Raw genomic sequence first — 24,451 nt, 5'->3', positions numbered from 1 at the left:
CGAGAAGGCCCGTGACGGTGTCGGGTGACACAACCACGGGCCTTCGGGGGCCGGTTCGGCGATTTCGGCGCGGGCGGCGGGGCTTGACCGACACGGCGGCGGGGGCCCGGACGGCGCGCCCGCCGGGGCCCGGGCGCCTTCGGGGCTCGAGAGGGGGGTCAGCTGGGGTTGTTGGGCCGCAGCGTCCACACCACCGTCATCTCGCCGGTCACGGCACCGTCCTCGCGCCGGATCTCGACGGCGACCGGAAACTCGGGGCGCTCGCCGGCGTCGAGTTCGGCGATCACGTCGACGGCCGGGCGACCGAGGGTCGCCGTGGCCGTCACCGGACCCATGGCCAGCTTCTTGTACGCGATCTCGGCGCTCACGGCGAGCGGCACGGCCCGCGAGAGCTCGGCCCCGAACGCGGCGAGGACGATGGCCCCGCTCGCGGACTCGCCCAGCGTGAACATGGCGCCGGCGTGCGGGCCGCCGACGTGGTTGTGGTAGTCGCTCTGATCGGGCAGGGCGACCACGGCCCGGTCCGGCGCGGTCTCCCGGAACTCGAGGTTCAGGGTCCGGGCCATCGGAACCGTGGCGGCGAGCATCTCGCCGATCGACATCTGGTCTGCGCTCATGCGGCGATGTTACCCACGGGTAGCCACCCTTGGCCAGGACCTCGCCCCCCGTAGATCACCGTCACCTATCGTTGACGCCCATGTGGCAAGGACAGCAGCCGCCCGGGGGCGAGCAGAACCAGCGGGACCAGGGGTCGGGGCAGGGGCAGGGGCAGGTCCAGAACCCCTACCAGCAGCCGGGGTACCAGCAGCCCAACCCCTACGGGCAGCCGGCTTCGTGGCAGGCCCCGACCGTGCCGGGCGGTCCGCAGGGCACGGCACCCGAGCCGCCGGGCAACGGCAACGGCAACCGGACCGGACTGATCGCCCTCGTCGCGGCCGGTGCCGTCGTGGTCGCCGCGGGCGTCACCGGCGCCCTGCTGCTCGGCGGCGACGAGGACGACACCGCGAAGCCCGGCCCGGTGACGTCCTCGTCCCCCGCGCCGGATCCGTCCGACGCCGACGCCGACAGCGCGGACGACTCCGACCGCGATACGGGGGACGGCATTCCGGAGCCGACCGTGCCCGGCTGGAAGGTGGTCGTGAACCCGAAGCGCAGCATCGCGTTCGACGTGCCCGCCGACTGGTTCCTGGAGTCGAGGGACTGGGCGGGCGGAGTCGTGGAGGAGAAGGACGCCGAGGACGAGGCGGCACCGTTCCTCGCCGCGTACGCCGCGCCCGCCCACTTCAGGCAGAAGTGGTGCGCGAGCGACGACGACAAGGACGGCATCACGGACTACACGTCGCTGGCATCCGCGGGCACCCGGGGCAACCGCGGCGTCAAGAGCACCGAGGAGGCCGCGCGGACCGGCGCGGCCAACTGGGTCTACGGCGCGTACACGCAGCCGGACCGGAAGAAGGTCACCACAGGACCGACCGAGTCGTACACCACCAAGTCGGGCATCAAGGGCAGCCTGGTGAGCGCCAGTTCGGCCGGTGTCGAGAAGCTGGACAAGTGCGACTCGGACGGCAAGGCGACGGTGTTCGCCTTCAAGGACGTCGGGGGCGAGTTCGCCTCCTGGTCCTTCCACGGCGCCAAGGGCGTCGAGGGTGAACTGCCCGACTCCACCGTACGGAAGATCCTCGCGACGGTGCGCGAGTACAAGACGTCCGAGAGCTGATCGGAGGACCGGCCACCCCTCGCTCCCGCCGAACCGACCGGTTCGGCGGGCTCGTTGGTGACGCGTCCCCGGGGTGGCTGTGATCTTGCGTGATCGGTCCACGTATCGTGTCCCGCCATGTGGCCAGGACAGCAGCCGCCCGGGGGCGAGCAGAACCCGCAGGACCAGAGTCAGAACCCGTACCAGCAGCCGGGGTACCAGCAGCCGAATCCCTATCAGCAGCCGGGATATCAGGCGCCGAATCCCTACCAGCAGCCCGCGGCCGGACCGCAGGGGCACCCGCAGGGGCAACAACCGCACGGACAACCGCCGCAGGGCCAGTGGAGCGCACCGACCGCTCCGGTGGGCACCCCGCAGGTGCCCCAGGACGGCGGCGCCGGCGGCGGTGGCGGGGGCGGCGGCGGTGGCGGCCGCAACAAGGTCAAGATCGTCTCGATCGTGGCGGCGGCCGCCGTGGTCGTGGCCGCCGGCGTGACCGGGTTCCTGCTGCTCTCCGGCGGGGACGACAAGGACACCAAGGCCGACTCCCCCGCCGCGGACGCCAAGAAGCCGGGCCCCGCCAAGGAGGACGGCAACCAGCGTGGTGGGGACGACGGCCTCGAGCCGACCGTCAAGGGCTGGCACGTCGTGGTGAACCCGAAGTGGGGCACCGCCTTCGACGTTCCGCCGGAGTGGGACGTGCAGAATCCCGGCTCGGCCATCGCCTTCGAGGACAACAAGACCGGCAAGCCGCTGATGACCATGTCGGCGCCCGCCTACCTCCAGCCCAAGTGGTGCGTCACCGACGACAACAAGGACGGCAGGACCGAGGACCACGAGCTGGCCGCCGTGGGCACCAAGGGCGCCAACGGCGCGAAGAACACCGACCAGGTCGCGGTCAACCAGGTGGGCTGGTGGATCTACGCGGCTTACACGCAGCCGGACAAGAAGAGCCTGACCTCCGACGAGAAGGCGCAGCCGTACACCACCAAGGCCGGCATCAAGGGCAGCATCGCCCGCGCCAAGTCCACCGACACGCCCCAGCGGGGCAAGTGCGCGTCGGACGGCAAGGCGATCACCTTCGGCTTCAAGAACTCCGCGGGCGACTACGTGGCGTGGAGCCTGTACGGCGCCACGGGCGTGAAGGACGAGATCCCGGAGAAGACCGTGATGAAGATCCTCAGCACGGTCCGCACCCACGGCGACCCGACGGAATCCTGACAGGTCCCGCCACTCGCTCCCCCTGCCCCACCGCTCACTCCCCCTTTTCTCCGTACGTCCCCCACTTTCTCCGCTTGTTCTCCCCACCACCGGCGACCCGGCGCCCGTCCCACAGGGGGCGCGCATGGCACCTGGTCCCCGGCACCTCTATGGTTACTGGCCATGTGGCCAGAACAGCAGCCGCCCGGGGGCGAGCAGAACCCGCAGGACCAGAGTCAGAACCCGTACCAGCAGCCGGGGTACCAGCAGCCGAACCCTTACCAGCAGCCGGGGTACCAGCAGCAGCCTCCGGGTGGCTACCAGCAGCCGCACTCGGGCGCCTTCTCGCAGCCCGAGCAGCCGCAGTGGGCGGCTCCGACGCCGCCGCCCATGCCGCCGCAGCAGTCCGGCGGTCCGGGCGGGGGCGGCAACAAGACGAAGATCACCGCCATCGTCGCGGCGCTCGCCGTGGTGGCGGCGGCGGGCGTCACCGCCTTCCTGGTCCTGGGCGGCGACGGGGACAAGAACGACGAGGCAGGCCCGGCCAAGCCCTCGAAGTCCGTGTCGAAGAAGCCGAGCCCGACGGCCAGTGACGACGGGAACGCGCGGGGCGAGGGCGGTGAGGACAAGGCGACCGTCGACGGCTGGCAGGTCGTGGTGAACCCGAAGTGGGGCACCGCCTTCGACGTCCCCGCCGACTGGAAGGTCGAGACGCCCGACACCTTCATCGGCTTCGACGACCGCAAGGACGACGGCGCGAAGTCGATCATCGGCATGTCGGCGCCCGCGATCCTCAAAGAGAAGTGGTGCACGTCCGACGACGACAAGGACGGCGAACCCGACGACACCTCGCTCGCCGCGGTCGGCACCAAGGGCCAGAACGGCGCCAAGAACACCCAGGACGTCGCCCGCAACGACTCGGCCTGGTGGGTCTTCGGCGGCTACACCGAGCAGACCAAGGCCGACAAGAAGAAGATCGACATCGGCAAGATCGAGAGCTACACCACCGCCTCCGGCGTCAAGGGCAGCCTTGTCACGTCGACGACGTCCGGCGCCGCCACGTCGGCCAAGTGCGACTCCGAGGGCAAGGCCACGACGTTCGCCTTCAAGAACGAGGCCGGCGAGTACGTGGCCTGGACCCTCTACGGCGCCAAGGGCGTCAAGGAGGAGGTCTCCGACGCCACGGTGAAGAAGATCCTCAGCACCGTCCGGTGGAGCGAGGCGGCCGCCGAGGAGTCCTGAGCCACCGGGACCCTGAACCACCGGGACCCCGGGGAACCGCCGGCGCCCTGAGGCGCGCCGACGAACGTGCCGGCCGGCGGTGTCGGCCATCCGTTTGGCAAGTCGGGTGTCCGACGGGGATAGTCCCGGGGTGAAGACCGCCGCCCCCGCACCGCGCCGCCGTCCCTCCTGGGCCGGCCGCAACTACACACTGCTGACCGCCGCCGCGATCGTGACGAACCTCGGAAGCCACGGGGCGTTGATCGCGGCGGCGTTCGCGGTTCTCGACGCGGGCGGCGACGGCGGGGACGTGGGGCTCGTGGCCGCCGCGCGGACGCTGCCGCTCGTGCTGTTCCTGCTCATCGGCGGTGCGGTCGCCGACCGGCTGCCGCGGCACCACGTCATGGTCGCGGCCAACGCCCTCAACTGCGTGTCGCAGGCCGCCTTCGCCGCGCTCGTCATCGCGGGCGAGCCGCAGCTGTGGCAGATGATGCTGCTCACCGGGCTCGGGGGTGTGGGCCAGGCGTTCTTCGGGCCTGCCGCCGAGGGCATGCTGATGTCGTCCGTCAGCGGCGAGCAGGTCGGCCGGGCGTTCGCGATGTACCGCATGGCGATGCAGGGCGCGGGGCTCGGCGGTGCCGCGCTCGGCGGTCTGATGGTCGCGGGGATGGGCCCGGGCTGGGTGCTCGCCGTGGACGCGGCGGCCTTCGCGGTCGCCGGTGCGCTGCGGTCCTTCCTCGACGTGAGCCACATCCCCGCGCGCGCACCCGGCGGGGGGCTCCTCGCCGACCTGCGGGACGGCTGGCGGGAGTTCACCGGGCGGCCCTGGCTGTGGGCGATCGTGGCGCAGTTCTCGGTGGTGGTGGCGGTGGTCGGCGCCGCCGAGTCGGTGTTCGGGCCGCTGGTCGCGCGCGACGAGCTGGGCGGCGCGGGGCCGTGGGGCCTGGCGCTCGGCGCGTTCGGCGCGGGCACGGTCGGCGGGGCGTTCCTGATGATGCGCTGGAAGCCTCGGCGGCTGCTGCTCGCCGGCACCCTCTGTGTCTTCCCGCTGGCCGCCCCCTCGGCGGCGCTCGCGGTGCCGCTGTCGGTCGCGGGTCTGGCCACCGTGATGTTCGTCAGCGGCGTGGCGATCGAGGTGTTCGGCGTGTCGTGGATGACCGCGATGCACCAGGAGATCCCGGAGGAGAAGCTGTCGCGCGTCGCCGCCTACGACTGGTTCGGCTCGGTCGCGATGGTGCCGCTGGCCACGGCCCTCGCCGGACCCGCCGAGTCCGCCTTCGGCCGCTCCCCGTCGCTGTGGGGCTGCGCCGTCCTGGTGGTGCTGGTGACGGCGGCCGTCCTGTTCGTCCCCGACGTACGCAACCTGACACGGCGCACCACCCAGGTAGCCCTGGCGAAACCGAACCCGCACGCAACGGCCGACACATCAGCCGATGGAGAAGGCTCCGTCGGTCGGCTCGGGTGAAGCGACGGCGTCCTCATCATGCACCGGCCACACGTCCCCCGATGAGGCAGCGCAGCACCTCCCCGACATACGCAACCTGACACGACACACCACCCAGGCAGCCCCGGCGAAACCGAACCCGCACCCAACGGCCGACACATCAGCCGATGGAGAAGGCACCGTCGGGCGGCTCGGGTGAAGCGACGGCGTCCTCGTCGTGCACCGGCCGCGCGTCTCCGATGAGGCGGCGCAGCGCGTCGCCGTGCTCGACGCGGGCCGGGAAGACGTCGGACGCCGCGCGGCGGGCCAGCGCGGCGATGTCGATGGGCTCGTGCGCGGCGATCAGTACCGCGTTGCCGAAGCGGCGCCCGCGCAGGACGGACGGTTCGGCGATCAGTGCGAGCTCCTCGAAGACCGAGGCGAACGTGGCCAGTTGGGAGCGGAGGAAGGCGAAGGGCGCGCCGTCGGCGAGGTTCGCCGCGTAGTGTCCGCCGGGCCGCAGCACCCGCTCCGCGGTCCGCGCGTACGCGACCGTGGTCAGGTGCGCGGGCACGCGTGATCCGCCGAAGACGTCCGCGACGACGACGTCGGCGCTGTCGTCCGGCGCCGCGTCGAGCCACTTCCTGGCGTCCGCCCCGTGCACGCTGATGCCGCGGGATCCCGTCAGCGGCAGCCGCTCGGCGACCAGCCGGAGCAGCCCCCGGTCCGCGTCGACGACGTGCTGCCGCGAGCCCGGACGGGTGGCGGCGAGATAGCGGGGCAGGGTGAGGGCGCCGCCGCCGAGGTGGATGACGTCCAGGGGGCCGGCCGGCTCGCCCGCGGTGTCCAGGACGTGGGCGAGCCGGCGCGTGTACTCGAACTCCAGGTGCGTGGGTTCGTCCAGGTCGACGTACGACTGGGGCGCGCCGTCGACCGTGAGCAGCCAGGCGCGCGGCCGGTCGACGTCGGGCAGCAGTCTGGCGGTGCCGTGGTCGACCTCCCGGATCACCGGAATCGCCTCACCGGCGTCCGCGCCCCCACCGGGCGCATCCGCCCCGCCCGGAGCCACCGCCCCACCGGAAACGTCCGCCCCGGCCCCGCTCTCGAACTCGTGCTCGTCCACGCCGTCCATTGTGCCGCCCGCCCCGGGGTACGGATTCCCCGAGGCGGGCGGTCTGGGACACGGTCCTCGTCGGACGACGCCCGTCAGGCGACCTCCGTCACGGTGCCCGCGCCGACCGTGCGGCCGCCCTCGCGGATCGCGAAGCCGAGGCCCGTCTCCAGCGGTACGTCGCGGCCGAGCTCGACCGTCATCGTGACCGTGTCGCCGGGGCGGGCCACGGCGGCCTCGCCGAGGTCGACGTCGCCCACCACGTCCGCGGTGCGGAGGTAGAACTGCGGCCGGTACCCGGTGGCGATCGGTGTCCTGCGGCCTCCTTCACGCGTCGAGAGGACGTACACCTGCGCGGTGAAGCGCCGCCGTGGGGTGACGCTGCCGGGCGCGGCGACGACATGACCGCGTCGTACGGCGTCGCGGGGCAGACCGCGCAGCAGCAGCGCCACGTTGTCACCGGCCTGCGCCTCCTCCATGGGCTTGCCGAAGGTCTCCAGGCCGGTGACCACCGTCTCGGTCTCCGCGCCGAGGACCTCCACACGGTCCCCGATGCGGACGGTGCCGCGCTCCACGGCGCCGGTGACGACGGTGCCGCGCCCGGTGATGGTGAGCACGTTCTCGACGGGGAGCAGGAACGGCGCGTCGAGATAGCGCTCGGGCATCGGCACATAGGTGTCCACCGCGTCGAGCAGCGCCTCGATCGCGGACGTCCACCGCGGGTCACCCTGGAGCGCCCTCAGTCCCGACACCCGTACGACGGGCACGGAGTCGCCCCCGTACCCGTGCTCGGAGAGCAGGTCACGGATCTCCAGCTCGACGAGGTCGGCGAGCTCGGCGTCCGCAGCGTCGACGGCGTCGGCCTTGTTCAGAGCGACGACGATGTGGTCGACGCCGACCTGCCGGGCGAGCAGCACGTGCTCGGCGGTCTGCGGCATGATCCCGTCGAGCGCCGACACGACGAGGATCGCCCCGTCCAGCTGCGCCGCGCCGGTGACCATGTTCTTGACGTAGTCGGCGTGGCCGGGCATGTCCACGTGCGCGTAGTGCCGGGTGTCCGTCTCGTACTCGACGTGCGCGATGTTGATCGTGATGCCGCGCTGCGCCTCCTCCGGCGCGCGGTCGATCCGGTCGAAGGAGACGTACCGGGTGCTGCCGCCGGTGCCGCGCTCGCTGAGGACCTTGGTGATGGCGGCGGTCAGGGTGGTCTTGCCGTGGTCGACGTGGCCCATGGTGCCGATGTTCAGATGCGGCTTCGTGCGGACGTAGGCGGTCTTGGACATGGTGGTTCCTTCTCCGGAACTCGAAGCTGGTGCCCCGGGCCGGCGCTCCGCGCACGGTCGGGACGGGGACCCCGGGGGCCTGACCGACCCTCCCCCTGCGGGGTCCGCCGGAGTGTCCGGGGAGAGTCAGCTTCGGGCGCCGTCGAAGGCGTCGGGGGTGAGGACGGCAGCCGTCGCAGCGCCCGCTACCGCGGGCGTCGCTGCGAGAAAGGCGTACCGGAACATGTGACTGATCCTCACCGATGAAAACGCCCACGTCGAATGGTTTTCGCACGAACCGGGCACGCCGGGCACGGAGTTGCCGCCGGACGGGGTGCGCACGTCAGCGGTTCTTCAGAGGTTCTTCAGGGCTTCCCGCACGGACAGCGGCGCGAGCCTGTCCCGTTCCCGCTCGACGAAGGCGCGTACGGCATCCGGATCGGTCTTGGCGTACTCCCGCAGGCACCAGCCGATGGCCTTCTTGACGAAGAAGTCGGGGTGTCCTGCCTGGCGCACGCAGTACGCGAAGAGGCGCTCCGTGTCGGTGGCCGACTTGTGGCGCAGCTGGTGGAGGAGGGCCGTACGGGCCACCCACAGGTCCTCGTCCTCGATCCACTCGTCCATGACGGACCGCAGCCGCGGATCGGCCGCGACCAGACCTCCCACGACGTGCGCGGCGAGCAGGTCGACCGTGTCCCACCAGGAACGCGTCGCCACGAGGTGGCGGGCGACGGGCAGGAACCCGGACGAGCAGCGCCGCACGTGGCGGCGCAGGTAGTCGACGGCGAAGTAGGCGTACTCGCGCTCGGGCAGTTCCCAGCAGCGCAGCGCGATGGCCGCACAGTCTTTTTCGTCGGGGCGCGCGGTCCCGGCGAGGACGGCCCGGGACAGGTCGCGGCGCACCGGCGAGGTCAGTCCGAGGAAGGGGGCGACGTCCTTCATGTACGCCCTCATCTGCACGGCCCGCTCCGGATCGGCCGCTTCCGGATAGCTCGCGACGAGCCGTTCCAGGACGGTGTCGGCCAGGTCGCTGCTCGGCACTGTTCCCGGGACTGTGACGGTCATGAGACGCACCATACGGCGATCAGACACATGTGACGGTTACGCTTCCCGGATGTCCGAGACCGCAACCGCCCGTCCGCAGGGGTTCGCCGTGCGCTGTGCAAGGGCGCTGCTCTCACCCTGGTCGCGGCTGTCCCTGCTCGTGCTGCTGCTGGCCGCGGCGGCGACGTGCGTGCTGGTCTTCGAGCCGCAGAAGCTCCTCTCCGACGGGTGGCCCGCGCAGTTGGGCGGCGCCACGGCGGTGACCCTGTTCGCCGTGGCGTACGGGGTGTGCACGGCCGCGTTCGTGCCGCGTCCCCTGCTCAATCTCGCGGCCGGAGCGCTCTTCGGCTCACAGGCCGGACTCGTCTCGGCGATCGCCGGCACGGTCCTCGGCGCCGGGATCGCCTTCGGCCTGGGCCGGATGCTGGGCCAGGACGCGCTGCGACCACTGCTGCGGGGCCGCTGGCTGCAGGCCGCGGACAGCCAGCTCAGCCGGCACGGCTTCCGGTCGATGCTGGCGATACGGCTCTTCCCCGGTGTGCCCTTCGCCGCGGCCAACTACTGCGCGGCGGTCTCCCGCATGGGCTGGCTCCCGTTCCTGATCGCCACGGGCCTGGGCTCGATCCCGAACACGGCCGCGTACGTCATCGCGGGCGCCCGCGCGTCGACGCCGACGTCGCCCGTCTTCCTCGTCGCGATGGGGTTCATCGCGGTGACGGGCCTGGGCGGGGCGGCGGTGGCGTGGTTCAAGCGGCACCACTTCCGGGACCGCTGAGGCCCCTGTGCCTGCGGCCCTCCGCGCACCCGTGCCGGGCACCCGTGCGGAGGTTCCACGACCGGCTCACGGTCCCGCGGCAGAGCCCACGATCGGCCCTCGCACCGTCTCGTAACCCAAGCCAGCTACGCTGCCCCCACGACGGGGGACGTGATCACCTCTCGTGCTCAGGCGTTCCACCGACGCGCGCCACGGCCCCGCGTCAGCCCTACCGCACCTCCACCGCAGCCACCTCGACCACGCCCCTCGATGACCGCTACGACCGCACACGCGGCCTGATGATCAGTACTTGGACGGCGCAGTTTCATGTCTTGGCTTGAATCCTTCATCCTCGGACTCGTCCAGGGACTGACCGAGTTCCTCCCGATCTCGTCCAGCGCGCACCTGCGGCTGACCGCGGCGTTCGCGGGCTGGCACGATCCCGGGGCCGCGTTCACGGCGATCACGCAGATCGGCACGGAGGCCGCCGTGCTGATCTACTTCCGCAAGGACATCGCGCGCATCCTGTCGGCGTGGTTCGGCTCGCTCTTCGGCAAGGTGCCGCGCTCCGACCACGACGCGCAGATGGGCTGGCTGGTGATCGTCGGCTCGATCCCCATCGGCGTCCTCGGCATCACGCTCAAGGACCAGATCGAGGGGCCGTTCCGCGACCTGCGCCTGATCGCCACCACGCTCATCGTGATGGGCGTCGTCCTCGGCGTCGCCGACCGTCTGGCGGCCCGCGACGAGACGGGCGGCAAGCACCGCGCCGTACGGCACCGCAAGAGCCTTCGGGAACTCAACGTCAAGGACGGCCTGATCTACGGCATCTGCCAGGCCATGGCCCTGATCCCCGGCGTCTCGCGCTCCGGCGCCACGATCAGCGGCGGCCTCCTCATGGGCTACAACCGCGAGGCCGCGGCCCGCTACTCCTTCCTCCTCGCCATCCCCGCCGTCCTCGCCTCCGGCGCGTACGAACTGAAGGACGCGGGCGAGGGCCATGTCTCCTGGGGCCCGACGATCTTCGCCACGATCATCGCCTTCGTGGTCGGCTACGCGGTCATCGCCTGGTTCATGAAGTTCATTACCACGAAGTCCTTCATGCCGTTCGTGTACTACCGCGTCGTCCTCGGCATCGTCCTGTTCGTGCTGGTGGGCATGGGGACGCTGAGTCCGCATGCGGGTGAGTCGGGGGGCTGAGCCGCGGCGCGGCGGCCGGGCGCGCCGCCGCGAAGCCGGTTGCGTCAGAGCCGGGCGGTCAGCGCGGGCGGAACGATGAGATGCCGCGCCCGGTGTTCCGCCCCGGCCGTCACGGCGTACCCGGCGGCCCTGTCCGACATGGCCGGCCGCTCCAGATCCTGCCGGCATGTCGCGCACCGGGGGCACGCGGCATCGAAGTCCGGGAGGAGCTCCGCGTGCTCGCGCGCCATGTGCTGGCCGAGAGCGAGCTGGGCGGACAGCCCCGAATCGAACGGGTCGTGATCCATGACCCCCGACGTGGTCAGTTCGGCCTCCGCGACGGCCTCCCGGATGCCGATCATCCGTTGGTAGAGGCGCGTGCACTGGTCGCAGGCCATGAGCCAGGCCGGAGGGACCGGCCACAGCTCGGCATCATCCAAGTCATCCTTCGCCATGACCACTGAGCCTAGATCCGATCAGCGGCACGGCGCCCTCGTCATCGGGCAACAACAGCACCTGTTGCGCGAAAAGACGGACCGTTCCGTCGACAGGCGGCGTCGTGCCGCTCGTGCTGATGGGCAGCTCGAGCTGATGGGCAGGGAGACGCTGAGTTCGCGTGCGGGCGAGTCGGGCGGGATCACCCGCGGCGCGGCCACGGCTTGGTAGATTCACGGTCCGGCGGACACCCACCCCGCCTGCCCCGGCCGTCTGGAGGAGTGGCGCCGTGACGACCATCGCCCTGTATCTCCCCGGCTCGGGCTCACTCCCCCACTGGGCGCGGATCACGGTCGGCGTCGTGCTCCTCGGCCTGATCGCGGCCCGCATCTGGCTGTTGTTCCGGCGCCGGAAGTAGCCGTCGACGCCCGTCCCACCCCACTCATCCTTCACGCTGGCGCTCAGGCCGGGGCCGTACCCGGCGCATCCGGGGTCGTCCCAGACCGTTCGCACTCTGCGATTCGGGCGCGGACACTCGGGGCCTCTCGCAACGCAGCGGGTATGTGTGTGGACCGGTAGATGTTCGAGGCGCGAAGCTGTTCCGCTGTCAGGGCATGAGCCGAAGTCAGGTCGGCGTCCATCAGGTCTGTTTCCGCGAAAATCGCACCGGCCAGGGACGTTTCACCGAGGTGCGCGCGGAGGAGGGCGGCCCCGCCGAGATCAGCCCCTGACGCGTTCGCCCGATCCAGTTTCGCCCCTTCCAGGTTCGCTCGCCGCAGATCCGCCCTCATGAGTCGTGCCGACGCCAGATCCGCTTGCGTCATGTCGGCTCCACGGCAGTCCGCGGAGACGAGATTCGTCCCGATGAGGTCCGCGCCGGCCAACTCCGCGTCGGTCAGGCTTGCGTGGGAGAGCATCGCCCCCCGCAGATCGGCTCGCCCGAGGTTCGCCCCGTCGAGCCGAGCTCCGTCCATGGCGGCGCCCCTCAGGTCGGCCTCGCGCAGGTCGGACGCAGCCAGATGCGCCCCTCGCAGGTTGGCGCCGGCCAGGCGGGCATCGGTCAGGGACACGTGACACAAGCAGGTCGCGTGGAGGTCGATGACCGGCTCTGCCTCTCGTTCAGGGCGTCGGGCGATGACGGTGAGCGCCACCTGTACATCCTGGTCCGCTCCTGCCGGGAGGGGAACACCGCTCTCATCGTGCGCCGCCGCCTTCACCGGGTGGTCGCTCACGGGACTGGAAGTGCGGACGAAGGCGGCGAGTACCTCTACGACCGTCGAATGGTCCTTCCCGCTGTCACGCATGATGCGCTCCAGGGCGTAGATCCCTCCAAGCCGTTCGGTCAGGTTGGCGGAGCCGAGCAACTTGATCGCCTCGACGTATCGCTCGGTGACCTGCCCTTCGCGGGCCGACTCGGCTCGTTCCCGGTCGGCCTCTCGGGCGTGCTCGAACTGGTCCTGGCTGTGCAGGTAGAGCTTCTCCGCGTGCTGGTGGCTTCGGTGCGTGTACCAGAGGCCGAGTCCGGCGATGGTTCCTGCCGCGAGGGCGATGAACGCGGTACGGAGTCCGGTGATGATGATGCCGGCGGCCGGTACGAGGTCGCCGTTCTCGTCCCGGACCCGGTGGTCCTCGATGATCCAGGGCAGCCAGACGACAGCCGCCGCGAACACGAGCGCGGTGGCGCCGGCGGCGGCCCACTGCCAGGCTTTGAGGTTCTTCTTGGACTCCTCCATGTCTGTCATCATTTCCGTCGGCGGCCGCCTGATCCTTCGAACGGGCTTGTTCAGAGGCTGCGTTGAGGTTGGGTGCGCCTTCGGCTGATCGCGACGCCCCCTCCCGTGCGGGAGAGGGCGTCGCCTTGAACTACTGCCGAGCCGCTCGGGAAGTCATGCCGACGAGCGTCGTGGCGGCGATGATCCAGTCGGGGGTCACCCCGGCGCATCCGAGCACGATATGCGGACAGGTTGATGCGCGGGTCCTCCCCGGCGTCTGGACCCCGACCGCCTGGGCGGCTCCTGAGCGATGACGGTCACTCGACGGTTGGTGTGCGGCCCAGTTCTTCTCTGCAGGCGTGGAGGAAACTCTCCCGGGCCCGGTGCACCCGGTCCGGCAGACCCGCCACTTCTCCCTCTCGACCGGTGAGATCCTCCTGCAGGAACTCGATCAAGGTATTCGCGATGTCGAGCAGCCTCTCCGCCTGCTCGACCAAGGAGCGTGGTCCGGCGACGGACACCGAGACCCGGGCCCTGGACACCTCAACCACCGCGGACTGCAGCCTCGTTGCCGCCTGCTGAAGGTCCGCGTCGTTCCCTCCGGCGGCCATGGTCAGGCGGAACTGAAGGACTGCCTCGTCGAAGCCCCGAAGGATCGCGGTACACGCCGTCGCGCGCTGCTCACGCTGCCAATGGCCGTGATCGACAGCCGCTTGGGAATGGACCTGGCGCGCCACGGCCTCCGCCGCGATGACGGCGCCCCGCTCCACGGAACGCGCTCCGACCCGCGCCCCGACAAGGCCGGCCCCCGCAGCCACGATCGCCGTGCCGGCACCGATGATCGCTCCGAGTACCTCTGGGCTCATCCTCTGATGGTCCTGCGGAATGCGCGGCACCGGGAGAACTTCCCCTCGCGCCCACGCCCCGGGCCGTCACATCCAGAGCACGCCGTCCTGCTCGTGCTCACGGACGCGGAACTCCATCATGCGGCGGAGCAGGCCCTCGGGCAGGGGCTCACCGTACGGGAGCCTGACCGAGCCCTTGCCCGTGGTGAAGTCCGCGAGTTCGGCGTCGAACGCCTCGCGCGTACTGGGCGTGAACACCGCGTTCGCGTGCTTCGCGTGGGTGCTGACCACGAACAGGATCGTCCCGGAGGGATGCACCCACGCGGGGTTCCCCCACTTGATCGCCTCGCTCGCCTCGGGGACCACCTCGTTGGCCAGTGCCCGCGCCTGCTCGAACAGCTCGCGGCTCTGCCCGGTAAGCCCTTCGACGTACTCATCGACGGTCTGCGGCTTGCCCATGACGTCAGTCTGGCACGCGGGCCGCCCAACCCGGGGCCCAACCCGGGGGGGGGGGGGGGGAACGCGCGGCTCCCACTTGTGGAGGGTGTGCCGCTCTTGGCCGACGGGTTCCCCCGCCCGAGGAGTTGGGAGGGGGGAGGGCGGGACGTGCGGTCCACTTCTACGTGTGCATGGTCTACCTGCACCGCTCTTCCGTACGGGGGTTCCCGGCGAGAGCCGCGCGCTGGGTCGGCGTGAGCCTGCCGTGCGCGGCCCGCGTGGCGGTGGTGACGCGCACCTGTGACCAGCCCAGGGCAGCGGCGAGTTCGCTCGTGGCGAGGGGCCTGGCCGCGTGCAGGAGCGCGGCGAGCACGGTCATCGGGTCGTCGAGGGGCGTGGTGATCGGCGGGCCTGATGAGGCCGAGGGGAGCAAGGGGGCCGAGGGGTGCAAGGGAGCCAAGGAGGCAGACGGGGCAGAGCTGTCCGGCGGAACGGACGAGACCGACGGGTCCGACGGGTCCGACGGGTCCAGCGGGTCCAGCGGGTCCGACAGGCCCACTGCGTCCGAGGAGCCCAGCGGGTCCGACGGGCCCAGTGGGTCCGCCCGACCACTCATGTCCCGGTGGACCCCCGCGAAGAACCTCCGCATCGCGTCGAGCCGCGACCCCGCCGAAGTCCCCGTGCCGAACAGATCGGCGCCCGCCTGCGCGGTCTCGGCCCACTCCGCGTTCTTCCGGGCGCTGGTCAGCCAGGCACGGAGCCAGACGTCGTCGTCGATGACGTAGGTCTCGCGACGACGGCCGGGCTCGTGCTCGCGGGTGAGGACGTCGAGGCGTTCGAGGTAGCCCACGGCCTTGGACACCGAGGCGGGGCTGACCCGCAGGCGTCGGGCGAGTTCCGCGGCGGTCCGCGCACCGCACGGGGCGGTCACCAGACACGCCAGCACCCTCGCGGCCGTACGGGGCAGTCCGGCCCCGACCATCATCGCCGCGAACCTGTCCACGTAGGCGCGGACGGCGTCGGGGCCACGCCCCTGCGAGAGCTGGGCGTCGAGGTTCCGCCCGCTCACCCCCTCGGCGTCGGGGTCGCCCCCGTTCGATGCCTCCGCGTCGCCGACCGCCGGCGCCGTCCCTGCCCTGGTCCGCCGATCCCGTCGCCGCCAGGCGTCGGCCCGGTCGGCGTGCTCCGCGCGGTAACCGCCGGGCCCGCCGTTGCGGGCAACCTCTCTGCTGACGGTGGACGTCGGTCGACCCAGTCGTCGCGCGATGGCGGCATACGGCAGGCCGTCGGCCAGTCCCGCCTCGACGCCCCTGCGCTCCTCCGAGGTGAGTCTCCTGCCACCCATACCCGCTCCCCCTGCCCCACGCCCCTGTCCGTTGCGTTAGCCGTCATCGGTAACGCTACAAGGTCCGGGAAACGCCCCGATTCCCACTGATCGCGGCGCCTGTGCCACTCCCCCGGAAGCTCGCGCACCGTAGCTTTCAGGTACGGCGAAACATTCGAGCCGTACGACGAAACCGAGGGGGCGCACAGAAATGGCAGCTGCGGGGGCAATGGAGACAGACGCTGCCGCGCCCGACGCGCACGACACCACCCGCGGGGCCCACGGCGCCCACGTGAACCACGTGAACCACGTGAACCACGACGCAGCCCAGCGCGTACTCGACCAGGCCGTGGAGGAAGGGCACGTACCAGGAATCCTCGCTCGGATCCGCGACAGCGGCGGAGACAGCGGCGGGAACGGCGGCGGCCACTGGTTCGGCACGGCCGGCGTCGCCGACACACGGACCCGTGCGACGCGCGGGCACGAGGACCGGTTTCGGATCGGCAGCATCACCAAGACCTTCACCGCCACCGTGGTCCTGCACCTGGCGGCGGAGGGCCGACTGACCTTGGACGACACGGTGGAGCGATGGCTGCCAGGCGTACTCACCAGGAGCGGGGCCGGGCGCGGCCACAAGCACAGGCACAGGCACAGGCACAGGCACGACGGCGGCACGATCACTCTCCGGCAGCTCCTCAACCACACCAGCGGAGTCTTCAGCCACACCCGTGACCAGCCGGCCCTGAGCACACAGGAGAGCTACACGCCGGCGGAACTCGTGGCGATCGCCGTCTCCCATCCCGCCGACTTCCCCGCGGGGACGGGCTGGGCGTACTCCAACACCAACTACGTGCTGGCCGGGATGATCGTCGAGCACGTGACCGGCCGCCCGCTCGCCGCCGAGATCACCGACCGGATCGTCCGGCCGCTCGGCCTGGAGGGAACCTCTCTGCCGCTCGGCGCCGACCCGTCGCTCCCCGGCCCGCATGCCACCCACTACACCAAGCTGTTCTCCACCGATCCCGACGCCACGGTCCACGACGTCACGGAACTGGAGACGAGTCCGTACTGGGCGGCCGGCGGCATGATCTCCACCGTCACCGACCTCGACCGGTTCTTCGCGGCGCTGCTCGCAGGGCGGCTCCTCCCGCCGGAACAACAGCGCGAGATGTTCACCATGACCCCTACCGAGAGCTGGCTTCCGGGCGCCGCCTACGGTCTCGGCGTCTCCCGCCTGACCCTCCCCTCCGGCACGACGCTCTGGGGCATGGGCGGTGCGCTCTTCGGTTCTTGGTCGTACGTCTACGGCGTGCGCGACGGCACACGCCTGCTCGCGGTGAACATCAACGCCGACTGGGCGGCGGGGCGTTGGGACGACCCCATCGGCATCTTCACCGACCTCCTGGAGGCCGAGTTCAGCCGCGTCGCCGAACAGGGCCACCACAGAAAGCACTTGGGCGCGGCGGATCGAGGCAAGGGGTCCCCGGACGAGGACCCTGAGACAAGGGCCCTGAGACAAGGGCCCTGAAGCAAGGGCCTTGAGCAAGGGCCTTGAGACGAGGGATTCAGGTCCGGCTGGACGCTCTGTCGGTTTCGGTGGGCGGCGGGATGGTGGCGACACCGGCGACGATGTCGCGGGCCAGATCGACCAGGCGCAGGCGATTGCGCCGGGCGTGCGCGCGCAGTTGGCGGAAGGACGTGTCGGGGTCGCTCTCGTGACGTGCCGTCAGGAATCCCTTGGCCTGTTCGATGACGGTACGGGTACTCAGAGCCGCCTGGAGCTGGGCCCGCACGGTGCGGTGCTCGTCGAGGGTGGTCTGCTGGAGCAGGGAGATGGCGGTGGCGTCGGCCAGGGCGCGGGCCAGGTGTCGGTCGGCCTCCAGGAGCGGGCCGGGAACGCGGCGGAAGAGATTGAGCACGCCGATGGTCGCTCCGCGCAGCCGTATCGGAGAAGCGTGCACGGAGGTGTAACCGGCCCGGTGCGCACGGGTGCTGAAGCGCGGCCATCGCGGTGAGGGCGCGGCGCTGATGGAGTGGTCGACGGGGACGGCCTGGTGGTAGGCCGTGCAGCAGGGTCCTTCGTTGGCGTCGAGTTCGAAGAGTTCGACCAGGCGGACGCGTTCGGAGGAGGCGGCGACCAGTTGCAGCGGACCGTCGGGCAGAGCGAGCATGACACCGGCGTCGCCGATGTCGAGCAGGTCCATGCAGTGCTCGGCGACGCGGTAGAGGAACTCCGCGGGGTCGAAGTCATCGACCAGGGTGTCGGCCAGGTCGATGAGAGCGGCGGTGATCCGGGCCTCGCGCGGCAGCAGCGGCGTCCCGTTCACCGAGGACGGTTCCTGCCTGGGAGGAAAGGGCAAGTTGGGCATGGGGACCTCCGGCCGTGGGTGGAGGATCAGCAACCGGGGCCGGAAGGCACGCTACGGGGGCTGGGTGTAATACCACCCGCCGAGGACTGACCTATCGACAAGCTACCCCCTCGGGATGCGGACGACGAGCCCGTCACGACCGGAACATGGGACCCCGCGCGGAACCGGAGCGCGGAACCCCGGCGCAGACCCGCGCACGGAACCCTGGCGCAGACCCCCGGTCACGGGACCGGACCTCGCCCCGCGACACGACCCGCAGTCGCCCGAGACACCGTCCTCCCGCCCCCGCCCGCACCCTCACCCTCGCCTCACCGCCCCCCGAAGCGGGGATGGCGCCTCGCATCCGAGTCGCGTATCCGGCGATTGCTCCGCGACTGCCGGCCCACGGCACCGCTGGCCGCGTCGGCGCGAGTACGCGCACCCGTGCACATGCCCTCTCCCGAACCCGGCCGCACACCGGAGCACAACACGCGAACGCCCCGCTACGCGCTGCCCGCTACCCGCTACCCGCTACAGGAGGCCCACTCCCTGCCCCCTGTTCCATCTACACCGCAGGCGCCGCCTCGGCGGCCTCCGCCGCGGTGTAGGCGGAGGTGAAGGTGAACGCGCGCGGGGACGGCCCGTGTGCCCGCAGGTCCGCCAGCCGCTCCAGCGCCTCGCCGACGGTCGGAAGGTGGCCGACGGGGACCCACCAGAGCACGAGGTGCGCCTCGACGTGCCGCTCGAACCACTCGCGCCGCCGCCGCATCGCTTCCAAGTGCCCGCTGCGATAGGCGAAGTCCCACAGGGCTTCCTGGTTCTCCCACACCGTCAGGTTGACGATGACGTTCTCGCCCGCCGGGCGCAGGCCGGTGGCATCGGCCTCCCCCTCCTCCGCGAGCCGCCACACGAAGCCGGGCGCTCCGTCGGCGGCGGCGTTGACCGGGTCGAGCAGCTCGACGAACGGCGCGATGCGCGGGTCGTCGAGGGGATGGCGGAGCGTCGCGACATTGAGCTGGGCGAGGTGGGCGCCGTCGGCGGCATGCCTGAGTGCGGTCATGCCTCATCCCAGCACGGCCCGGTTTTCTATGTCAATGGGAATTGTTTTTAGAGGCCTCGACCACCGCGCAGCACATCCCCGGACGGGCGTCCATGCGGGCACGGACCGGCCCGTCCGTGCCGAGCAGCCCTTCCAGCAAGGCGAGATTCATGCCGCAGACGAGGGGCGGGAAGCGCTCGGCGACGGCATGGAAGGGGCAGTTGCGCATGCGGACGACGCGCCCGGCCACTTCCCCCTCCAGGGCTTTGCCCGCCTCCAGGGCTTCGCCCCCCGTCAGGACTTCGCCCCCCGTCAGGACTTCATCCGCCTCCACGTGCGGCTCGTAGCCGCGGGACGCCAGGAGCTCCATGACCTCATCGAGGTCGCCGCAGGGGGCCGCCGAGCCGCGCAGACCCTCGCCCCGGCGGCGGGCAGCCGCGCGGAGCTCCGCGTCGAGTCCGGCCTGCTCGGCGGCCTCGGCCAGCAGTTCGGCGGCGGTGCGGTAGTCGCGGGCGGGCAGCGACACCGCCCGCTCGGCCCGGGAGCGCGTATAGACCTTGGCGGGGCGGCCCGCCCCCGGCCCCGAGCGGCCCGTCAGGCGACGGCTGCCGCTCTCCAGCAGGCCGGCCTCGGTCAGCTTGTCCAAGTGGTGCGCCGCGAGCGTACGCGCCACCCCGGCCGCCTCGGCGGCCTCGTTGCGCCCGACCTCGCGGCCCTGGGCCGCCACGTACTCGTACAAACGGCGGCGCACCGGATCCTGCAGCGCCGCGATCGCGTCGATGTCCTCCACCCGGCCATTCTAGGAACAACGCAGGTTGGAGTTAGAAAACGCATCGGGAAGCACAGCTCAAGACACATCACGGCCGCGCGGCCGCCGGCGATCCGCCACCCCCAAGGGCAGCGGATCGCACCGCTCACCTCAGCCCTTCGCACCTCAGGACGCAGAGCCCAGAGCGCAGGGCTCAGGGCTCAGGACTGGGGACGGCTTCCGTGGTTGGCCGCATGCTTGCGGCGGGCCTTCTTCTTGCGGCGTCGCTTCGAGGACATGGCGCCACCCCTTCCATGAGGGAATCGGTAGTTCTTACCGTTTTCCACCGTTCCATACGAGTCCGCGGAGGGCGACCGGACTCGGCGACGATCACATGGCGGAGGTGTGCGGTAGCTGACAGTTCCGATTGTCGTAGCCATCCCCTAGGCTTGCGTCATGCCCTTAACCCCACCACCCCATGGTTCCGCGCGGTCTTCCGTAGAAATCAACGAGCGGATCCGCGGCCTGTGGCTGCGCGCCGGCGGGCGGCTCTCCGCCGAACAGCGCAGGGAGTACGAGCAGTTGGTGACGGAGTGGGCCGCCGCGGTCCGCGAGGAGATCGTGAAGGCCGCGTAGCTCGCGCAGGCGGCCCGGTCCGCGACAGCCGTCCCGACCGTGAAGGCCGCACAGTGCAGCAGTTCAGCGTCGATCCGGGCGTGCGTGTGCCCTCACCCTCGGCCGGCGGCACCTGGACCGTCGGCGCCGTCATCCTCAAGTCGTCATCCTCAATGAGCGGGGCCATGCCTTCGCCCAGCGACGCAGCCCCGACCGCCGACTCCTTCCCGACCGCTGGGACGCCGTCGGCGGCCATGTCGAGCCCGGCGAAGCCCCGCCCTACGCGCTCGCCCACGAGACCGAGGAGGAGACCGACCGGCGGCTGCGGCGCGTGCGTCGGTTCCCGGACCAGCACTCCCCCGCCATCGATCAGCACACCCTTGGACCCCACGGGAACATCGGGCCCCACCGCCCTACCCGCCCCACCGTCCTATCCACCCCACCGCCCCACCGGCTCCATCAGCCCCTCGCACCCCTGGGGACGCCCCGTCCCCGGTCCGGACGCGGCCACATCCCGCACGCCAACTCTTCGGCCCTGCACGCCCCTTGGCGCGGCACCTCGCGTGCCCAACACTGAGCCGATGACGCAGCGCGTGGAACTAGCCGCCGTGATCGACCGGTTGGCCATCGATGCCCTCATCACCGAGTACGCGGTGACCGTCGACGATGGGGACTGGGACGCCTATCGACAGTTGTTCGCTCCCGGAGGGCGTGCCGACTACCGCTCCGCGGGCGGCATAGAGGGAGCGGCCGACGAGATAGCGGGGTGGCTGGCGGAGACGATGCGGATGTTCCCCATGCGCCAGCACCTGATCGCCAACCGCAAGGTGGACTTCGAGATCCTGGACCAGGACACGGGTGACACCGCCCACGTTCAGGCCGATTTCGTGAACCCGATGCGGTTCGCCGAACCGCCGGGGTCGGCAGCGGACCCGGGCGCCTCGACCGCGCCGGACTTCGTCTGCGGCGGCCGCTACTCCTTCGCACTCCTGCGTACGACCAGTGGCTGGCGGTTGCGCCGAGTGACCGTCTCGGAGAAGTGGCGCCAACTGTCAGGTGAGGGACACCGCTAGGGCCTGTCCTCACACCCCTGTCGTCGCCCGGATGGCGGGCCCGCAACGTCTGGTGCGTGCTCTCGGCGTGGCGGGCGGATGTCCTCGTACCGGACCGTACTTGGGCATGCGCCCGGCGCGGCGGGAGTGGGTGCCAGGCGTCGCGGGCCGGACTGGAGTGTGAGGACAGGCCCCAGGAGGCGGCCTCGGACGACACGCGACTCCCACCCGGGAGCCGCTGCTCCCCCAGCGCCCCACCGGACCACGCCGCTCCGCCCCCGAACACACTCGGACGCACGCCCACTGTCCTAGATCGTCCGAGACGCGCACACTGGAGGCACGGCCGGGGCGTCGGGGACCGAGGGAGGCGCTGCATGGATCTGTTCGGCGACGACCGGTGGGAGCGGCACGGGCGGCGCGCCACGCGGCTGCTCGCCTCCCGCTGGTGGCGCGGCGGCCTCGCCGTCACGGCGGGGGCGCTGCCCGCCCTGGCGTTCCCCGCGCCGTCGCTGTGGTGGTTCGCGTACGTCGCGCTGGTGCCCTGGATGCTGCTGGCCAGGTCCGCCCCGACCCCTCGGCGCGCGGCGCTCGACGGCTGGCTCGGCGGGCTCGGCTTCATGGTGGCCGTGCACCACTGGCTGCTGCCGAGCCTGCATGTGTTCACGGTCGTGATCGCCGCGCTGCTCGGTCTGCTGTGGGCGCCCTGGGGCTGGCTGGTGCGGCGGTTCCTCGGCGGTGCGCCCGCGACCGGGCGGGCCGCGGCCGCGCTCGTGGTGCTGCCTTCGGGCTGGCTCATGGTCGAACTGGTCAGGTCCTGGGAGGGGTTGGGCGGCCCGTGGGGTCTGCTCGGCTCCAGTCAGTGGCAGGTGGCGCCCGCGCTGCGGCTGGCCTCGGTGGGCGGGGTGTGGCTGATCAGCGCGTTCGTCGTGGTGGTGAACACGTCCGTCGCGCTGCTGGCCGTGGCCGTGACCGTGCGGATCCCGACGTCGCGTACGTCGCCCTGGGTCACGGGCATCCGGGTGCCCTCCTCTCCCGCGGCGCTGCTGCGCACCACGGGTCCTGCCACGCCCCGGAGCCCTCTGCCGACCGCGTACACCAGCCCCGGCGCGGTGGCCGTCCCCGCCGTCGCGGGTGTCCTCGCGGTCGCCGCGGCCACCGCCGCCGCGTGGGCATGGGCTCCCCGCCCCGATCCTGCCGGGCACACCCGTGTCGCCGTCGTCCAGCCCGGCGTCGTCGACGGCGCCCGGAGCGCGGAGCGGCGGCTGGCCCGTGAGGAGGCGCTGACCCGCACCCTGGCGGGACGGGACCTGGACCTCGTGGTGTGGGGCGAGAGCAGCGTGGGTTTCGACCTGGCCGACCGGCCGGACGTCGCGCGGCGGATCGCCGCGCTCTCCCGCGAGGTCGGCGCGGACATCCTGGTGAACGTCGACGCGCGCCGCTCCGACCGGCCCGGCATCTTCAAGAGTTCGGTCCTGGTCGGCCCGGAAGGACCGACCGGCGACCGCTACGACAAGATGCGGCTCGTGCCCTTCGGCGAGTACATACCGGCGCGTTCCCTGCTCGGCTGGGCGACGTCCGTCGGCAAGGCGGCGGGCGAGGACCGCAGGCGCGGTGACCGGCAGGTCGTGATGGACGTGGGACGCGACCTGCGGGTCGGGCCGCTGGTCTGCTTCGAGTCGGCGTTCCCCGACATGAGCCGGCAGCTCACGCGGGACGGCGCCCAACTGCTCCTCGCCCAGTCCGCCACCTCGTCGTTCCAGTCCAGCTGGGCGCCCCCGCAGCACGCCTCGCTCGCGGCGGTGCGGGCCGCCGAGACGGGCCGCCCGATGGTGCACGCCACCCTCACCGGCGTCTCCGCGGTGTACGCCCCCGACGGCTCGCGCGTGGGCGCCCCGCTCGGCACCTCGGCGAACGCCGCGGCGGTGTACGACGTGCCGCTGGGCACCGGCGTCACGGCGTACGTCCGCTGGGGCGACTGGCCCGTGCACGCCGCGCTCCTCGTGCTGACCGCGCTCTGCGTGGGCGAGGGCGCACGGGCCCTCAGGCGGCCTGCTCCTGAACGGCTCGGACCACGCGCTCGCACAGTTCATGGGTCGCCAGCGCGTCCCGGGCGCTGAGCACCTCGCCCGCGCGCACGGCGTCCAGGAAGGAGAGGACGACCTGCTCGATGCCGCGCTGACGGGCCACCGGCACCCAGTCGCCGCGCCGCCGCACGGTGGGCTGGCCCTTGTGGTCGACGACCTCGGCGAGGTTGAGGACCTGCCGCTTGGTGTCCTGCCCCGAGACCTCCAGGATCTCCTCGGTCGAGCCGCTCAGCCGGTTCATCACGCCGAGCGCCGTGAAGCCGTCGCCGGCCAGCTGCAGCACGACGTGGTGCAGCAGGCCGTCCTCGACCCGGGCTCGCACTCCGACATGGTCGATCGTCCCCGGCACCAGGAACCGCAGCGTGTCCACGACGTGGATGAAGTCGTCGAGGACCAGGGTGCGCGGGTCCTCGGGCAGGCCGACGCGGTTCTTCTGCATGAGGATCAGCTCGCGCGGGTGGTCGGCGCACTGCGCGTAGCCGGGCGCGTGGCGGCGGTTGAAGCCGACGGCGAGGCTGACGCCGCGGTCCTCCGCGAGGCTCACCAGACGCTCGGAGTCGGCGAGTTCGTACGCGATCGGCTTGTCGACGTAGGTCGGCACGCCCGCTTCGAGAAGGCGGGCGACGATGTCCGGGTGCACGGCGGTCGGCGCGTGCACGAAGGCGGCGTCAAGACCCTGGTCGAGCAGCGCGTCCAGGTCGGTGTGGCAGTGCGCGTCCGGGATGTGGTGGACGCCGGCGACACGGGCCAGGGTCGCGGGGGTACGGGTCTGCAGGTGCAGGTCGACGCCCGGCAGAGTGGTCAGGACGGGCAGGTACGCCTTCTGCGCGATGTCGCCGAGCCCGATGCAGCCGATCTTCATCCGTCGGTCTCCCCCGGCAGGTGTTGCGCTGGTCTCGCGGTGTGCGTCCACAGTCAGCC

Annotated in this window: 26 protein-coding genes; 12 read left to right on the top strand and 14 right to left on the bottom strand. The window is 71.6% G+C overall.

Annotated features, from left to right (window positions below):
- Positions 1-158: 158 nt before the first annotated feature.
- A complete protein-coding gene (locus ACZ592_RS00370; RefSeq protein ID WP_471579232.1) occupies positions 159-617 on the bottom strand; it encodes a DUF4442 domain-containing protein in 459 nt (152 codons plus the stop codon).
- An 80-nt stretch (positions 618-697) separates the two neighbouring features.
- On the opposite strand from ACZ592_RS00370, the gene ACZ592_RS00365 reads away from it, so the two are divergent.
- The 4 genes from ACZ592_RS00365 to ACZ592_RS00350 all read left to right on the top strand — a co-directional run bounded on the left by ACZ592_RS00365 (position 698) and on the right by ACZ592_RS00350 (position 5,582).
- Positions 698-1,717, top strand: coding sequence for a DUF8017 domain-containing protein (locus ACZ592_RS00365; RefSeq protein WP_471579231.1), 1,020 nt, complete (start codon positions 698-700; stop codon positions 1,715-1,717).
- A gap of 117 nt (positions 1,718-1,834) precedes the next feature.
- The gene (locus ACZ592_RS00360; protein ID WP_471579230.1) at positions 1,835-2,917 is read left to right on the top strand and encodes a DUF8017 domain-containing protein; all 1,083 of its coding nucleotides are present in this window, start codon (positions 1,835-1,837) and stop codon (positions 2,915-2,917) included.
- A 162-nt stretch (positions 2,918-3,079) separates the two neighbouring features.
- Positions 3,080-4,138 (top strand): DUF8017 domain-containing protein, encoded by a 1,059-nt coding sequence (locus tag ACZ592_RS00355; RefSeq protein ID WP_471579229.1) that lies wholly within the window; start codon positions 3,080-3,082, stop codon positions 4,136-4,138.
- Between the two features lie 130 nt (positions 4,139-4,268).
- The gene (locus ACZ592_RS00350; RefSeq protein ID WP_471579228.1) at positions 4,269-5,582 is read left to right on the top strand and encodes an MFS transporter; all 1,314 of its coding nucleotides are present in this window, start codon (positions 4,269-4,271) and stop codon (positions 5,580-5,582) included.
- Between the two features lie 139 nt (positions 5,583-5,721).
- Here the strand turns inward: ACZ592_RS00350 and ACZ592_RS00345 are convergent, their stop codons facing one another.
- The 3 genes from ACZ592_RS00345 to ACZ592_RS00335 all read right to left on the bottom strand — a co-directional run bounded on the left by ACZ592_RS00345 (position 5,722) and on the right by ACZ592_RS00335 (position 8,978).
- Complete coding sequence (locus ACZ592_RS00345) at positions 5,722-6,609, bottom strand: spermidine synthase (RefSeq protein ID WP_471579979.1); 888 nt, start codon at positions 6,607-6,609, stop codon at positions 5,722-5,724.
- 137 nt (positions 6,610-6,746) lie between these two features.
- Entirely contained in the window at positions 6,747-7,934 is a 1,188-nt protein-coding gene (tuf, locus tag ACZ592_RS00340) for an elongation factor Tu (protein WP_471579227.1), read from the bottom strand.
- Positions 7,935-8,267: 333 nt separating this feature from the next.
- Positions 8,268-8,978 (bottom strand): DNA alkylation repair protein, encoded by a 711-nt coding sequence (locus ACZ592_RS00335; protein ID WP_471579226.1) that lies wholly within the window; start codon positions 8,976-8,978, stop codon positions 8,268-8,270.
- A 49-nt stretch (positions 8,979-9,027) separates the two neighbouring features.
- Between ACZ592_RS00335 and ACZ592_RS00330 the strand changes: the two genes are divergently transcribed.
- Both ACZ592_RS00330 and ACZ592_RS00325 read left to right on the top strand, forming a co-directional pair.
- Positions 9,028-9,732, top strand: coding sequence for a TVP38/TMEM64 family protein (locus ACZ592_RS00330; RefSeq protein ID WP_471579225.1), 705 nt, complete (start codon positions 9,028-9,030; stop codon positions 9,730-9,732).
- 306 nt (positions 9,733-10,038) lie between these two features.
- Positions 10,039-10,911, top strand: a complete 873-nt coding sequence (locus tag ACZ592_RS00325; protein WP_471579224.1) for an undecaprenyl-diphosphate phosphatase — start codon at positions 10,039-10,041, stop codon at positions 10,909-10,911.
- 44 nt (positions 10,912-10,955) lie between these two features.
- Here ACZ592_RS00325 and ACZ592_RS00320 read toward each other — a convergent pair whose 3' ends face one another.
- On the bottom strand, positions 10,956-11,345 hold the full coding sequence (locus ACZ592_RS00320) for a hypothetical protein (RefSeq protein ID WP_471579223.1): 390 nt from the start codon (positions 11,343-11,345) through the stop codon (positions 10,956-10,958).
- A gap of 269 nt (positions 11,346-11,614) precedes the next feature.
- Between ACZ592_RS00320 and ACZ592_RS00315 the strand changes: the two genes are divergently transcribed.
- Positions 11,615-11,743: a hypothetical protein gene (locus tag ACZ592_RS00315; RefSeq protein ID WP_471579222.1), complete on the top strand. Its 129-nt coding sequence runs from the start codon at positions 11,615-11,617 to the stop codon at positions 11,741-11,743.
- A 43-nt stretch (positions 11,744-11,786) separates the two neighbouring features.
- Here the strand turns inward: ACZ592_RS00315 and ACZ592_RS00310 are convergent, their stop codons facing one another.
- From ACZ592_RS00310 to ACZ592_RS00295, 4 genes are all read right to left on the bottom strand, one after another.
- Complete coding sequence (locus tag ACZ592_RS00310; protein ID WP_471579221.1) at positions 11,787-13,058, bottom strand: pentapeptide repeat-containing protein; 1,272 nt, start codon at positions 13,056-13,058, stop codon at positions 11,787-11,789.
- Positions 13,059-13,354: 296 nt separating this feature from the next.
- Positions 13,355-13,903, bottom strand: coding sequence for a hypothetical protein (locus tag ACZ592_RS00305; protein ID WP_471579220.1), 549 nt, complete (start codon positions 13,901-13,903; stop codon positions 13,355-13,357).
- A 66-nt stretch (positions 13,904-13,969) separates the two neighbouring features.
- Entirely contained in the window at positions 13,970-14,341 is a 372-nt protein-coding gene (locus ACZ592_RS00300; protein ID WP_471579219.1) for an iron chaperone, read from the bottom strand.
- Between the two features lie 175 nt (positions 14,342-14,516).
- On the bottom strand, positions 14,517-15,665 hold the full coding sequence (locus tag ACZ592_RS00295; protein WP_471579218.1) for a GbsR/MarR family transcriptional regulator: 1,149 nt from the start codon (positions 15,663-15,665) through the stop codon (positions 14,517-14,519).
- A 208-nt stretch (positions 15,666-15,873) separates the two neighbouring features.
- Between ACZ592_RS00295 and ACZ592_RS00290 the strand changes: the two genes are divergently transcribed.
- On the top strand, positions 15,874-17,172 hold the full coding sequence (locus ACZ592_RS00290; RefSeq protein ID WP_471579217.1) for a serine hydrolase domain-containing protein: 1,299 nt from the start codon (positions 15,874-15,876) through the stop codon (positions 17,170-17,172).
- Between the two features lie 37 nt (positions 17,173-17,209).
- On the opposite strand, the gene ACZ592_RS00285 is transcribed toward ACZ592_RS00290, so the two are convergent.
- The 4 genes from ACZ592_RS00285 to ACZ592_RS00270 all read right to left on the bottom strand — a co-directional run bounded on the left by ACZ592_RS00285 (position 17,210) and on the right by ACZ592_RS00270 (position 20,078).
- Entirely contained in the window at positions 17,210-17,971 is a 762-nt protein-coding gene (locus ACZ592_RS00285) for a GAF and ANTAR domain-containing protein (protein ID WP_471579216.1), read from the bottom strand.
- A gap of 586 nt (positions 17,972-18,557) precedes the next feature.
- Entirely contained in the window at positions 18,558-19,052 is a 495-nt protein-coding gene (locus ACZ592_RS00280; RefSeq protein ID WP_471579215.1) for a DUF3291 domain-containing protein, read from the bottom strand.
- A gap of 31 nt (positions 19,053-19,083) precedes the next feature.
- On the bottom strand, positions 19,084-19,821 hold the full coding sequence (locus ACZ592_RS00275) for a helix-turn-helix transcriptional regulator (protein ID WP_471579214.1): 738 nt from the start codon (positions 19,819-19,821) through the stop codon (positions 19,084-19,086).
- Between the two features lie 179 nt (positions 19,822-20,000).
- On the bottom strand, positions 20,001-20,078 hold the full coding sequence (locus tag ACZ592_RS00270) for a 50S ribosomal protein bL37 (protein WP_466231358.1): 78 nt from the start codon (positions 20,076-20,078) through the stop codon (positions 20,001-20,003).
- A 157-nt stretch (positions 20,079-20,235) separates the two neighbouring features.
- Here ACZ592_RS00270 and ACZ592_RS00265 point away from each other — a divergent pair, with 157 nt between their 5' ends.
- The 4 genes from ACZ592_RS00265 to lnt all read left to right on the top strand — a co-directional run bounded on the left by ACZ592_RS00265 (position 20,236) and on the right by lnt (position 23,563).
- Positions 20,236-20,415 (top strand): hypothetical protein, encoded by a 180-nt coding sequence (locus ACZ592_RS00265; RefSeq protein WP_471579213.1) that lies wholly within the window; start codon positions 20,236-20,238, stop codon positions 20,413-20,415.
- 112 nt (positions 20,416-20,527) lie between these two features.
- Positions 20,528-20,971, top strand: a complete 444-nt coding sequence (locus ACZ592_RS00260; RefSeq protein WP_471579978.1) for an NUDIX hydrolase — start codon at positions 20,528-20,530, stop codon at positions 20,969-20,971.
- A gap of 4 nt (positions 20,972-20,975) precedes the next feature.
- Positions 20,976-21,467 (top strand): nuclear transport factor 2 family protein, encoded by a 492-nt coding sequence (locus tag ACZ592_RS00255; protein WP_471579212.1) that lies wholly within the window; start codon positions 20,976-20,978, stop codon positions 21,465-21,467.
- A gap of 353 nt (positions 21,468-21,820) precedes the next feature.
- The gene (gene lnt / locus ACZ592_RS00250; RefSeq protein ID WP_471579211.1) at positions 21,821-23,563 is read left to right on the top strand and encodes an apolipoprotein N-acyltransferase; all 1,743 of its coding nucleotides are present in this window, start codon (positions 21,821-21,823) and stop codon (positions 23,561-23,563) included.
- Here lnt and ACZ592_RS00245 read toward each other — a convergent pair.
- Positions 23,487-24,392: a Gfo/Idh/MocA family protein gene (locus ACZ592_RS00245; protein ID WP_471579210.1), complete on the bottom strand. Its 906-nt coding sequence runs from the start codon at positions 24,390-24,392 to the stop codon at positions 23,487-23,489. The genes lnt and ACZ592_RS00245 overlap by 77 nt on opposite strands.
- Between the last annotated feature and the right edge of the window lie 59 nt (positions 24,393-24,451).

This window comes from Streptomyces sp. NPDC040622, from assembly GCF_055593965.1.
The sequence above is the reverse complement of the archived record's forward strand: the minus strand, read 5'-3'. Positions and strand labels throughout refer to the sequence as shown.